9 protein-coding genes, 16 tRNA genes and 1 riboswitch are annotated in these 12,686 nt (G+C 38.9%); of the genes, 2 read left to right on the top strand and 23 right to left on the bottom strand.

Features of this window, described 5'->3' with window-relative positions; genetic code table 11:
- Positions 1-244: 244 nt before the first annotated feature.
- Positions 245-1,510, top strand: a complete 1,266-nt coding sequence (locus tag ACQKN4_RS18780) for an Nramp family divalent metal transporter (RefSeq protein ID WP_427484505.1) — start codon at positions 245-247, stop codon at positions 1,508-1,510.
- Between the two features lie 397 nt (positions 1,511-1,907).
- Here the strand turns inward: ACQKN4_RS18780 and ACQKN4_RS18775 are convergent, their stop codons facing one another.
- From ACQKN4_RS18775 to ACQKN4_RS18750, 6 genes are all read right to left on the bottom strand, one after another.
- A complete protein-coding gene (locus tag ACQKN4_RS18775; protein WP_427484504.1) occupies positions 1,908-2,612 on the bottom strand; it encodes an ABC transporter permease in 705 nt (234 codons plus the stop codon).
- Positions 2,590-3,513: an ABC transporter ATP-binding protein gene (locus ACQKN4_RS18770; RefSeq protein ID WP_079562987.1), complete on the bottom strand. Its 924-nt coding sequence runs from the start codon at positions 3,511-3,513 to the stop codon at positions 2,590-2,592. The genes ACQKN4_RS18775 and ACQKN4_RS18770 overlap by 23 nt, the downstream gene beginning before the upstream one ends.
- A 137-nt stretch (positions 3,514-3,650) precedes the next feature.
- Positions 3,651-4,586 carry a sensor histidine kinase gene (locus ACQKN4_RS18765; protein ID WP_079562986.1) on the bottom strand — a complete coding sequence of 312 codons (936 nt, stop codon included), beginning with the start codon at positions 4,584-4,586 and terminating at the stop codon, positions 3,651-3,653.
- Between the two features lie 5 nt (positions 4,587-4,591).
- On the bottom strand, positions 4,592-5,284 hold the full coding sequence (locus ACQKN4_RS18760; RefSeq protein WP_079562985.1) for a response regulator transcription factor: 693 nt from the start codon (positions 5,282-5,284) through the stop codon (positions 4,592-4,594).
- A gap of 60 nt (positions 5,285-5,344) precedes the next feature.
- Positions 5,345-6,271, bottom strand: a complete 927-nt coding sequence (locus ACQKN4_RS18755) for a serine hydrolase domain-containing protein (RefSeq protein WP_079562984.1) — start codon at positions 6,269-6,271, stop codon at positions 5,345-5,347.
- A gap of 367 nt (positions 6,272-6,638) precedes the next feature.
- A complete protein-coding gene (locus tag ACQKN4_RS18750) occupies positions 6,639-8,099 on the bottom strand; it encodes an amino acid permease (protein ID WP_079562983.1) in 1,461 nt (486 codons plus the stop codon).
- 83 nt (positions 8,100-8,182) lie between these two features.
- Positions 8,183-8,359: riboswitch (Lysine riboswitch) on the bottom strand.
- 172 nt (positions 8,360-8,531) lie between these two features.
- Between ACQKN4_RS18750 and ACQKN4_RS18745 the strand changes: the two genes are divergently transcribed.
- A complete protein-coding gene (locus ACQKN4_RS18745; protein ID WP_427484503.1) occupies positions 8,532-9,740 on the top strand; it encodes a CynX/NimT family MFS transporter in 1,209 nt (402 codons plus the stop codon).
- Between the two features lie 78 nt (positions 9,741-9,818).
- On the opposite strand, the gene ACQKN4_RS18740 is transcribed toward ACQKN4_RS18745, so the two are convergent.
- From ACQKN4_RS18740 to ACQKN4_RS18660, 17 genes are all read right to left on the bottom strand, one after another.
- Positions 9,819-10,865: a nitric oxide synthase oxygenase gene (locus ACQKN4_RS18740; protein ID WP_427484502.1), complete on the bottom strand. Its 1,047-nt coding sequence runs from the start codon at positions 10,863-10,865 to the stop codon at positions 9,819-9,821.
- A gap of 398 nt (positions 10,866-11,263) precedes the next feature.
- Positions 11,264-11,335, bottom strand: a tRNA-Glu gene (locus ACQKN4_RS18735).
- 1 nt (position 11,336) lies between these two features.
- A tRNA-Asn gene (locus ACQKN4_RS18730) sits at positions 11,337-11,413 on the bottom strand.
- 4 nt (positions 11,414-11,417) lie between these two features.
- A tRNA-Ile gene (locus ACQKN4_RS18725) sits at positions 11,418-11,494 on the bottom strand.
- A 7-nt stretch (positions 11,495-11,501) separates the two neighbouring features.
- Positions 11,502-11,575: transfer RNA gene (locus ACQKN4_RS18720), tRNA-Gly, on the bottom strand.
- A gap of 3 nt (positions 11,576-11,578) precedes the next feature.
- Positions 11,579-11,654: transfer RNA gene (locus ACQKN4_RS18715), tRNA-Phe, on the bottom strand.
- A gap of 10 nt (positions 11,655-11,664) precedes the next feature.
- Positions 11,665-11,757 (bottom strand) — tRNA-Ser (locus ACQKN4_RS18710).
- A gap of 12 nt (positions 11,758-11,769) precedes the next feature.
- Positions 11,770-11,845: transfer RNA gene (locus tag ACQKN4_RS18705), tRNA-Ala, on the bottom strand.
- A 13-nt stretch (positions 11,846-11,858) separates the two neighbouring features.
- A tRNA-Pro gene (locus ACQKN4_RS18700) sits at positions 11,859-11,935 on the bottom strand.
- An 18-nt stretch (positions 11,936-11,953) separates the two neighbouring features.
- Positions 11,954-12,030 (bottom strand) — tRNA-Arg (locus tag ACQKN4_RS18695).
- A 15-nt stretch (positions 12,031-12,045) separates the two neighbouring features.
- Positions 12,046-12,118: transfer RNA gene (locus ACQKN4_RS18690), tRNA-Lys, on the bottom strand.
- Between the two features lie 15 nt (positions 12,119-12,133).
- Positions 12,134-12,208: transfer RNA gene (locus ACQKN4_RS18685), tRNA-Gln, on the bottom strand.
- A 10-nt stretch (positions 12,209-12,218) separates the two neighbouring features.
- Positions 12,219-12,294, bottom strand: a tRNA-His gene (locus tag ACQKN4_RS18680).
- A 47-nt stretch (positions 12,295-12,341) separates the two neighbouring features.
- A tRNA-Trp gene (locus ACQKN4_RS18675) sits at positions 12,342-12,415 on the bottom strand.
- A 5-nt stretch (positions 12,416-12,420) separates the two neighbouring features.
- Positions 12,421-12,504, bottom strand: a tRNA-Tyr gene (locus ACQKN4_RS18670).
- 9 nt (positions 12,505-12,513) lie between these two features.
- Positions 12,514-12,586: transfer RNA gene (locus ACQKN4_RS18665), tRNA-Thr, on the bottom strand.
- A 12-nt stretch (positions 12,587-12,598) separates the two neighbouring features.
- A tRNA-Asp gene (locus tag ACQKN4_RS18660) sits at positions 12,599-12,674 on the bottom strand.
- Between the last annotated feature and the right edge of the window lie 12 nt (positions 12,675-12,686).

Here is a 12,686-nt window from a genome sequence, read left to right as displayed (position 1 = left end):
TAACGCAATCTCAGTACAGCAGTCTTCCATATTTTAATATCCACATCTTATGATCTTATCGAGTGACACATTTATCTAATACTACATATTTAATTTGTGCATACTTTAACTACATTACTGAGCAAAAAATAATAATGGGCAAAAATCTTCACATTTTTTTCCTAAAGCTATAGAATAGTAATATATCGTTTTCCTCTAGGAAACTTTATTTCATTAATGATACTTTTTGAAATGAGGGAACAACATGGTTTACAAACGAATGACAAAATCGTCTGCTGAGGCAGTTTTAGATGGAGATATAACAGGTTGGCGACGAATCTTACCGTTTCTTGGTCCAGCCTTCATCGCAGCGGTTGCCTATATTGATCCTGGCAACTTCGCAACAAATATTACAGCAGGTTCACAATATGGCTATTTATTGCTTTGGGTAATCGCTTTTTCTAATTTAATGGCCGTGTTAATTCAATCCTTGTCGGCAAAGCTTGGTATTGCTACAGGTAAAAATTTACCCGAAGTATCACGTGAACATTTTTCTAAAAAAACATCTATCTTTTTATGGATCCAGGCTGAATTGGTCATTATTGCAACCGACCTTGCAGAATTTATTGGTGCCGCATTGGGGCTGTACTTGTTATTCAATATTCCAATGCTGCCTGCAGCGCTTATTACAGCAGTTGGCTCATTTGCTATTTTAGAATTGCAGCGCAGAGGCTTTAGAGCATTTGAAGCAGGCATTTCTGGCATGGTGCTTATCGTCGTATTAGCATTTGCATTCCAAACATTTTTAGCACAGCCAAATTGGGGCGAAGCAACAATGGGCATGTTCACGCCGCGCTTTGAAGGAGTCGATTCCATTTTACTCGCAACGGGTATTTTAGGGGCAACTGTCATGCCACACGCTATTTACTTACATTCTTCGTTAACCCAAAATCGCATCGTTGGCCGAAATGATAAAGAGAAGAAACGGATTTTCCGTTTTGAGTTTATTGATATTATCATCGCGATGATTATTGCCGGTGCCATCAATATGAGTATGCTTATTATTGCTGCGGCAGTATTCCATACACAAGGCGTAGTAGTTGAAGATTTAGATATTGCTTATAGTGGATTAAAAGAGGCGCTTGGTCCGATGGCGGCAGTGTCCTTTGGTCTTGGCCTTCTCATTGCAGGGCTTGCTAGTTCTTCAGTTGGTACACTCGCAGGTGACGTTGTGATGCAGGGCTTTATTAGAAAAAAAATACCGCTCTATTTACGCCGCGCTGTTACAATGTTACCGCCTCTAGTCATCATTGCATCCGGTGTGAATGCGACTTATGCGCTTGTCCTAAGTCAGGTTATTCTATCCTTTGGTATCGCATTTGCTCTTGTACCGCTTGTACTCTTTACGAGTAAGCGTGACATTATGGGAAGCCTAGTCAACCATCGTATTACTACTATATTAGGATGGATCGTCGTGGTGATTGTAGTTACTTTAAATGTTTATTTATTATGGCAAACAATATTTGCTTAAAAAATGCCAGACACAAAGACCTTAATTTGGTTTTGTGTCTGGCATTTCTACATGTAAGAGGATTACACCATAACGTGTGGCTGATTCCCGTTCCGATTGGGAGCTTTGTTGCTGCCGCTTCGCTTTCGCACAGTTAAAACATTTGTTGCTGCCGCTTCGCTTTCGCACAGTTAAAACATTTGTTGCTGCCGCTTCGCTTTCGCACAGAGCAAAGCTTCCTTGAGGCGTCTAGGCAACAGGATGCTGGTCACGAAGGCGTTATCACAGGAGTGGTGATTTTAGCCTTCGTTCCCCTATTGCTGATCCCCAAGGAGTCGCCCATTCGTAACGAAGAGCAACTATATATGCATACGTTTTAACAATTGTCACTCCTACTACAATGCGCTATTCCTTATCCTTATATATCTATCTTCTCAATGTTCCGAAATGATAAGTAGGCCACGCTTATACCGATAATAGCTAAAATGATAGGTATAAAAATAATATCATATAAGGTGAAGTTACCCGAATTTGATGATACGACCGATACAATTAATATAGATGATAAAATCGTTGCCGGAATAGAGTATTTTCTCATGCCGAAATACAACGGTATTAAAGCGATGCATGATGCTGAAACTGCATTCATGATCACAGCGGGAATTCGTTGTATGATGATAGATACCGATAACGTATCTGGGAGCAATTGAAAACTCTCACTAACAGCACAAAAAATTGCTGTGACAAATATAGTCGATAAAACAATTGCACTAAAGGTAAAAAGAACAACTATGGCTAGCTTTGAAGCAATTAGTTTTTTTCTATTGATCGGGTACATAAAGGCTACAGTGATCGTTCTATATTTAAATTCTCCAATAATAAACTTGGCGATTAACACACTAGCAAAAATAATAAATACTGCTCTTACAATTGAATCTATCATGCCTAATGCCGTCTGATAAGTTCTAAAATCCACATCTCCTTCTACTTTAGTAATAAATATAAGCATAAATATAACAGCTAGTATTATAAAATTTGCGAAGACAGCTCGTTTTATATAGGAACCAATATGATATTTTTTCATTTCTAACCGCATTAAATTAAACACTAGTGGCACCTCCATTGATTAACTTCAAGAAATAATCCTCTAATGAGCTTGTTTTTTTGCTAATGCCCTCAATTTCAATATCATGCTCAATCAATGTTTTAGATAGCACCTTTTGCGAAGCTGTCAATTCATAAATTCGAATACAATTGTCATCCACCAGTTTGAAATTAGTAATATTTAATTTACTTTCTAAAATAAAGGCAGCCTTTTTCCCATCATTAATAATCAATTCAATATAATTTGACTGACTACGATTGACAGCGTCCATAGATACTTCCTTCATTAATCTCCCATCCTTAATAACTCCAACTGTATCTGCCAACTGTTCAATTTCACCCAAAATGTGGCTAGAAATCATAATAGTAATGCCATACTCTTTACAAAGCATCTTGAATAACTCTCGAAGCTCTTTAATGCCGACTGGATCTAGCCCATTAATCGGTTCATCTAAAATAAGTAGTTCCGGCTTCGTAATAATTGCACGAGCAATACCCAAGCGTTGTTTCATTCCAAGGGAAAAGTCTTTTACACGTTTATTTTCCGTGTTTGTTAGTTTTACTAAATCTAGAACATGCGCAATTTCTTTCTTGTCATAATAGCCCATATATTCGCAATGTAATTCTAAAGTTTCCTTTGCCGTTAAATCTTCATAAAAAATTGGGTATTCAATAATCGTCCCCATCCTTTTCAGCACTTCGTATGAGCGGTCATTTAATTTCTCACCAAAGATTTCAATATCTCCACTCGTTGGCTTCGTAAGGTTTGTTAGCATTTTCATGACTGTCGTTTTACCGGCACCATTAGGACCTAAAAAACCGTAGATCTCTCCTTTTTTCACATGCATAGTAACAGCAGAAACGACTTCTTTCCCCTCAAACACTTTCGTGAGCTGGTTTGTCTTCACAATATATGTCATGTAAATCTCTCCCTTACATTTAACTATCCTTATTATAAAAAATGAAACTCTCTAATTTATTAATGGATTCTTACAAATTTCTTAAGCGCAGAAGAAAAGCTTGTAAAGCATTTTAAATGCTCTACAAGCACGGCTGTTCAATACATCATTCGTTTTAGTGAAATCGTAAAAATGGTCTTCTCATATGGAATACTGGAAAGCTGGATGGAGCCATCCATTAATTCTACAAGACGTTTTGTAATCGTTAAGCCAAGTCCACTCCCTTGGAAGGATTTATTTCTAGAATCCTCAAGCGTATACATTCTTTCAAAAACATTATCAATATGATATTCGTCAATCCCTTTACCACGATCCCATACATCAATACAAATATTCGTATCATCAGTTCTTACTGTGAGTCCAATGATGTTTCCTGCCGCCCCATAGGCAATCGCATTTGACAATAAATTATTCAAAACTCTATCTAATGCTTCCTCATTACCAAGTGCATATACAGATATCTCAGGTATTGTTATATCAATCTCTAATCCCAATGACATGACCATATCGTAAAATGATAAAATGTTTTTCCGGCAAATTTCACTTACGTTAATTTTCGTCATTGGGTAATCTGTATCTCCAGCCTCCAATTTTGCCAAATCAAAAAATGTATGGATTATTTTTAATACGTCCAATGTTTTCGAATGAACGCCTGTGAGCAAGCGCTGCCGCTCCTCGTCACTAAGGGATGGCTGTAGCTGCAGCATTTCCGTATAACCGAGCACAACTGTTAAAGGTGTTTTAAGATCATGTGAAATATTGGCCAACATTTTTTTCATGGAACCTTCCATTTTTCGATGTGTTACTTGCACTTTTTGTTTGTGGTCTAACAATGCATTCATCGCGATTAGTAGCTGCTGTAATTCTTGATTAGCTGTCGATACTAAAATCTTTTCGTTCGATTGTTCATCAATGATTGTTTGCAGCTTTTGATGCATGTATTGAATCTCAGCATCTTGTTGTTTCTTTGCCTTCATCTGAAAAATAATAATTCCTACGAGTGAAACAATAATTAGCAATAGACATATAATCATGATGTTTACCCTTCAAATTTGTAGCCGATCCCCCAAAGCGTTTTAATATACTTAGGGTTGGACGGATCGTCTTCAATTTTTTCTCGTAATCTTCTTATATGTACATTAATAATATTTTCATCTCCATAGTAAGAATCATTCCAAATCAATTGATAAATTTGCTGCTTCGTATAAACTCGATTACGATTTGTCACAAATAACGTTAAAATAGCAAATTCCTTTGACGTGAGCTTTACATTTTGTCCATTCTTCTCAACCGAAAAATTAACAAGATCTATCGATAAGTTGTCTATCTCTACTATATCTGCCTTATCCTCTACTTGACTGGAGTATTTTGTAGCTCTTCTAATTGCGGCTTTGACACGTGCAGAAAATTCTAGCATCGAAAACGGCTTAGCGATATAATCATCTGCCCCTAATCCTAATCCTAATGCTTTATCAACATCACTATCCTTCGCTGACATGATGATAATTGGAAGTGATGCTTGCTCTCGTATAATCTTTAAAACTTCTAATCCATTAAGCTTCGGTATCATAATATCCAAGATTACTAAATCAAAGGGATTGTTTAAACAATTTTGTAATGCTTCTTCTCCATTTACTGCAGAGGTGACAAGGAATCCCTCCATCGTTAAATAGCTTTCTACCATTTCACGAATGGCTTCATCATCTTCTACTAGTAAAATGTGCTTTTGCATTTCCATGCACCTCTATTCTAAAATGTAAAATTTCATTTTAACGGCTCCTCATCATAACGATTATCTTAAGATGTGATCCTTTATTAATTGAAGCGGTAATAAACTAGTTTCATACAAATCACCTGTGATAGTAATAACTAGTTCTTCCTTTGGCCAAATAAAAATATATTGCCCCCCAAAGCCTAATGCAAAGAAATATTGATTATCTTCCGAAAAAGCTTTAGTTTCATTCTGTTTATTTACCCACCAATGCATCCCGTAATAACCGATTTTTTCATAAGTCATCAAATTCGGCTTTATCGAATGGTTAATCCAATCCTCTGAAACTATCCTTTTCTCGTTATATACGCCTTTCTTTAAAACTAAGAGCCCTACTTTCATCATATCTTCTGCCTTTAATAAAAGACCATCTGCCCCTTTACTAATTTTCTTCTTATCCTCGTACCACTGATATTCTTGAATACCTAATGGTTGAAATAAATAACGATTGGCAAATTCTTTTGTTTTCATATTCGTAACTTGCTGCAATATAGCAGATAGTATATGGGAGCAACCCGAGTTATAATTCATATGCGCACCCACTGGATGTACCATTGGACGATTCACTATAAATTTTACTATATCAGAATGAAATACCATAGGAGCAAAACAATTCCATTCTCCGAATTCCGGGAAATCTAACCCTTCCGTCATTGTTAAAAGGTGATATATTGTCATATCCAACTTACGTTTGTCATCTTGCCGTTCGAATAGTTCAGGAAAAAAAGAATGGATAGGTATATGAACAGATTCCAAATATTTATGATCTATTGCAATGCCAAATAAAATTGAAAGAATACTCTTTGTACAAGAATTAATTTTATGAAGTTTCTGTTGTTGTTTGTTGTTTTTATAGTATCGAAATATCGTTTTACCGTGACTATTAATCAAAAAAGTATTAATCTTTTCTTTTTTTAATCTGTTTTGTAAAAATGGATAGTCTATCATCTTCCCCCTCCTTTGATTATTTGTCCTCACCTATTAAGATTTACGTGCAGTTATTTCTATTGAATGAAGATAGATGGTATACGTTTCAATAAATTCCATAACCAAAATTTAGTGGTTATTCATTTCTAAAACAGTTTACCATATTAAGGTTGGGTACCAAAAATGGATGGACGGTCTGAAAAACTATAAAAACGTATCAGTGTTCACTATTATGGGGATGCAGTTTTTGAGGCTTAAAGGATTTTACTTTTCACTGACAGTTTTTTCTCTGACAAGATTATATGTTTGAGCTTGCAAATTCATTTTTCAACTAAAAAAACTGCCCTGCAAGCCATTTTCTACGGCTCACAGGACAGTTTATTATTTATTAATCTACTTTTAAATCACATTGCTCAAGCGGAAGCATTTTTGTTTTATGCTTAATTTTATAGCCAAGCCATAACAGTAAGAACAGTGGAATACCGATATACGAGACAAGGACTCCGTACCAATCTACTGAACCACCCATAAAGGCATTGTAGTTTTGTCCAATAACAACAATCATACAAACCGTAAAGGCAAATAGCGGACCGAATGGGAATAATTTTGCTTTATACGGCAACAATTTCGGATCTAATCCCTGTACATCGAACGCTCGACGGAAACGGTAATGGCTAAATGCAATTCCTAGCCAAGCAATGAAGCCAGACATCCCAGAGGCATTTAGAAGCCACATGTAGACCACACCATCACCAAAGAATGAAGCTAAAAATGCTAGGGAGCCGACAGCTAAAGTCGCCAGTAATGCGTAAATCGGAATTCCTCGACGGCTTAGTTTAGCGAAAAATTTAGGTGCATGTCCATCTACCGCTAATTGCCAAAGCATACGAGAAGATGCGTACAGCCCTGAATTCCCTGCTGACAGCATTGCCGTTAGAATGATAGCATTCATCAATGATGCAGCAAAGGCAATTCCTAAACGATCGAACACCAGTGTAAATGGTGAAACAGCGATATCTTCAGATAGCAAACGTGCATCTGTAAACGGAATCAACAGACCAATTGCACCGATCGCTAAAATATAGAATAAAAGAATTCGCCAGAAAACGGACTTAACAGCTTTCGGAATATTTTTACCAGGATCATCTGTTTCACCTGCTGTTATTCCAAGTAATTCTGTTCCTTGGAACGAGAATCCCGCAGCTAAGAAAATACCAAATGTAGCAAGGAAACCACCGTGGAATGGTCCATCACTAATAAAGAAATTCGTAAAGCCTACCGGAGCGTTTCCTCCTAAAATACCAAATATCATTAAGAAACTGATGATAATAAAAATGATTACAGTTACAACCTTTATCATGGCAAACCAATATTCACTTTCACCATAGCTTTTTACCGATAATAGATTGAACGATAATACAACAGCAATAAATAAAACAGTCCAAAGTGCTGATGAGCTATCTGGGAACCAATATTTCATAATCAATGATACAGCAGAAATTTCTGCCGCAATTGTAATTGCCCAGTTGTACCAATAGTTCCAACCAAGTGCAAAGCCTAGAGCTGGATCCACAAATTTTGTAGCATACGTACTAAATGAGCCCGATGATGGCATATAGGCTGCCATTTCACCTAAGCTCGTCATTAAAAAGTAAACCATGATACCGATTAATGCATAAGCAAGAAGTGCACCGCCAGGACCTGCTTGTGCAATGGCACCACCACTAGCTAAAAACAATCCTGTACCGATTGTACCGCCTAATGAAATCATTGTAATGTGACGGCTTTTTAATTCTTTTTTCAACTTTGGCGCTTTATGGCCGAGCTGATTGACTTTAATTTCACTCACAATTTAACTTCCTTCCTTTTAAGAGGCGAAAAAAATGCCATCACATGAACGGCAGTGATGGCTAAGTAAATCCTCTGTTCTTTCAAAATGATAGCTCAACACGTTGTCCAAACGTGACAGTTCTGTTCCTTTCGGAGACAGCCCCAGCATGAGGTTTTCAAGTCCCCTCACACTTCGGCAGTATTTCCTTTCAACTAATATCTTAAATGCTTGTCATTTCCATTAGCATACTCTTAAATACCGCGACCTCTACCTCAATATAAACATGAGGCATATTATTAAATTTATGATGAATATTATTCTAACATATGACATATGGCATTTCAATAACTCAAGTAACATTCTATATTTTGTGAATTTTCAACTATTTTTATTATTGTGATAAAGTGGTATAGTGGTTCAATCATAATTGTTCTAACAGGGGGGATTTATTTGACTACTCATGAACATACCGATACTTATCCTAGCAGGAAAATTAACTGGAAAGGTACAACATTATTACTAGTGATCGGCGTAATTTGTATTGCCTCGACATTACGGATGCCGCTAACAGTTGTTGGACCTATTATTTCCTTTATCCGAGAAGACCTCGGCATATCCTATGCATTAGCGGGCTTTCTAACAACAATCCCATTGCTAGCATTTGCAATTATCTCACCTTTCGTACCAATTGTCGCACGTAAAATCGGGCTAGAACTAACATTATTTTTATCGACTATTCTTTTGGCATTAGGGATTGTACTGCGCTCCCTCGGTACAACTAGTTTTCTCGTATTTGGCACTGCGCTAATTGGTATAGCCATTTCATTCGGTAACGTACTTATTCCAGGATTACTTAAATTGAAGTTTCCTTATCACGTAGGTTTACTTATGGCCTTTTTCACAATGTCGATGAATTTGACAGCTGGGCTCGGCGCTGGCATTAGCTATCCTGTTGCCCATTCATCAATTGGCTGGCAAGGTGCACTGGCAGTCGCACTTGTTCTCGTGGTGTTAACCATTTTAATTTGGATTCCACAGTTGAAATTTAATAAGCCGGAGCCTAATGTTAAAACTACGAAAGAACGTACACCTTTATGGAAATCACCTGTAACTTGGGCAGTAGCGGGAGCTATGGGATTTCAGTCGTTATTATTCTATACAACCGCTGCTTGGATTCCTGAAATATATATAGCACAAGGATTAGCTGCAGATCGTGCAGGATGGATGTTTTCCATCATGCAATTTTCACAAGTACCAATGGCCTTAGCTGTGCCTATTATCGCTAGTAAAATGACATCTCAGCGACCTCTCGTATTCATGTTTACGGCATTTTACTTAATTGGTTTTATCGGACTAGTAATGGAATGGACAAACCTCGCTATACTTTGGATGGTACTACTAGGCTTAGCCGGAGGAGCTTCATTCTCATTAGCGATGATGTTCTTTACATTACGTACCCGTACCGCTTTTGAGGCAGCTGATTTATCAGGTTTTGCACAATCATTGGGGTATTTATTAGCTGCAATCGGTCCAATCTTATTCGGTTATTTACATGATATATTCGGTGGCTGGGATATTACTGGTTGGTTATTTGTTGTCGTAGCATTCATACTCTTCTTATGTTCATTTAGAGCTTCTAAAAATGAATATGTAAATTAAAAAAGGTAGCGCATGATCTTATTTCAGCGGGTGTTTGGACACCCGCTGAAATAAGTTAACGTGAGCTGCCTTTCTCTATTAATAAGGTGGTTTCTGATAAAAATAGTTCGGTGTATTGTAAACATTAACATAAGGCTTGTGATAAATATGAGTTGTAGCTGGCGAAAGAGGTGGAATCAACCATGTCCAATTGCCTGTAACCTCACGATTTGCTGCTGCTTCTGCTTCCTCAAACAATTTAAATTGTTGTGCAGCTGTATGATGATCTACAATGCTCACCCCATCTTCTTTAAAAGAATGTAGAACGGCCATATTCAGCTCAACTAATGCTCGGTCACGCCATAGAGATGCCTGTTTAGCTGTATCAAGGTTAAAAATTTCTGCTATAGCGGGTAGCATATTATAGCGCTCATGATCTGCTAAATTACGTGCCCCGATTTCTGTACCCATATACCAACCATTGAATGGAGCTGTCTCAAAGTCGATACCTGCCATTTGGAAGCGCATGCTCGAAATAATCGGCACTGCATACCATTTCAATCCTAGCTTTTCTACTTGAGAAGATTCTGGATGGCGAATCGGTACCTCTAGCACATATTCGTCAGGGATTATAAACACTTGTGGCTCTCTATCATCCACCTGTACGACAAGCGGTAGCACATCAAATGCTGTTCTCTCACCTTGCCAGCCAAGTGATTCACATACTTTCGTAAACGCAACGGAATGCGGATCACCAACGATTCCATATTCCGTTTCATAGCCTGCATAGCGGATTAGCTGATGATTCCATATACGAACTCGTCCTGGTGCAAAAATCGTTATTGTCGGACGAATTTTCCCATCATTTGTTGCGTATTGAATATGTTTAAGCAAAGCGTTGAAGATATCCTCTTCATGTGAAAGATCACGGGCATCAACAACATGTAGCGATTGCCAAAACAATCGACCAATACACTTATTACTATTACGCCACGCCACTCGTGCACCAAAGATTAGTTCTTCCGTTGTCGGTATATATTCTCCAGCTGTTTTAATATATTGTAATTTATTTTCTAGCCATATTTTTGACTCGTTTTGCTCTACTTGATAAAGTTCTAAAAATCGTTGTACTTCATGTAAATTCATATCGAACTCCTCCATCTACCCTCATATTAGAGGAATGGAACTATTATCACCACGAAAAAATCTGCAAAAAAACATACATATTTTATATATGAAATACTTTGTTCAATATTTCTTATCATTTTTGGGATTAGGGAAGAGATAGACATCTTCGCTTCAAGTGCTATTATGAGAATTTCGGGGGGATTATACCTTTTTGTATGTAGAAATTGGTTATACAAGAGATATCTTCAGTTGCAAAACCGATTTTGTTTATCATGATTAAGCCCTTCGCAATACTTAGGAATAGACGTTATTACACGGCCATTAGAAATAAAACTTCCTTAACACAAAGGGTGATCCTTTTTAGCTTTTAATTGGCATAAAAAAAAGCATGTTACACGAATGTGCAACATGCTTGATGACCCCTACGGGATTCGAACCCGTGTTACCGCCGTGAAAGGGCGGTGTCTTAACCACTTGACCAAGGGGCCGTGGCTCCGAAGGCAGGACTCGAACCTGCGACAACCTGATTAACAGTCAGGTGCTACTACCAACTGAGCTACTTCGGAATAATGGTGGGCCTAAATGGACTCGAACCATCGACCTCACGCTTATCAGGCGTGCGCTCTAACCAGCTGAGCTATAGGCCCATTATTTTGGAGCGGGTGATGAGAATCGAACTCACGACATCAGCTTGGAAGGCTGAGGTTTTACCATTAAACTACACCCGCAGATGGTGGGTCAGGACGGAATCGAACCGCCGACACTTAGAGCTTCAATCTAATGCTCTACCAACTGAGCTACTGACCCGGAAAAAATATGGAGGAGGTAGAGGGATTCGAACCCCCGCGCGGTGTTACCCGCCTGTCGGTTTTCAAGACCGATCCCTTCAGCCAGACTTGGGTATACCTCCGTAATATATAAATGGTGGAGCCTAGCGGGATCGAACCGCTGACCTCCTGCGTGCAAGGCAGGCGCTCTCCCAGCTGAGCTAAGGCCCCATGTTAGGAAAGATGGTCGGAATGACAGGATTCGAACCTACGACCCCTTGGTCCCAAACCAAGTGCTCTACCAAGCTGAGCTACATTCCGATACTATTAGGCTTTATTTGGCGCGCCCGACAGGAGTCGAACCCATAACCTTCTGATCCGTAGTCAGACGCTCTATCCAATTGAGCTACGGGCGCATTTATAAAAACTGATGAGCCATGAAGGACTCGAACCTTCGACCCTCTGATTAAAAGTCAGATGCTCTACCAACTGAGCTAATGGCTCCTATTAAAAAATGAATGGCTGGGGTACTAGGATTCGAACCTAGGCATGACGGAATCAAAATCCGTTGCCTTACCGCTTGGCTATACCCCAATTATTAAAATGGGGCGACTGATGGGAATCGAACCCACGAATGCCGGAACCACAATCCGGTGCGTTAACCACTTCGCCACAATCGCCACTATATATAATCACAGCAGTGTTTGATAACGAGTACCTAGAAACCTGGCAGGGGCAGTAGGAATCGAACCCACACCAAAGGTTTTGGAGACCTCTATTCTACCGTTGAACTATGCCCCTAAAAATGGTGGAGGGGGACGGATTCGAACCGCCGAACCCTAAGGAGCGGATTTACAGTCCGCCGCGTTTAGCCACTTCGCTACCCCTCCAAGGGATGATGCCGGCGATAGGAGTCGAACCCACGACCTACTGATTACAAGTCAGTTGCTCTACCAACTGAGCTACACCGGCAAAAAAAAAAAATGGCGGTCCCGACCGGGATCGAACCGGCGATCTCCTGCGTGACAGGCAGGCATGTTAACCGCTACACCACGGGACCATTTTGGTTGCG

This window comes from Lysinibacillus sp. NPDC093692 (assembly GCF_050280125.1).
Lineage (GTDB): Bacteria > Bacillota > Bacilli > Bacillales_A > Planococcaceae > Lysinibacillus.
Note: the sequence above shows the minus strand (reverse complement) of the source record. Positions and strands in the feature narration are given on the sequence as shown.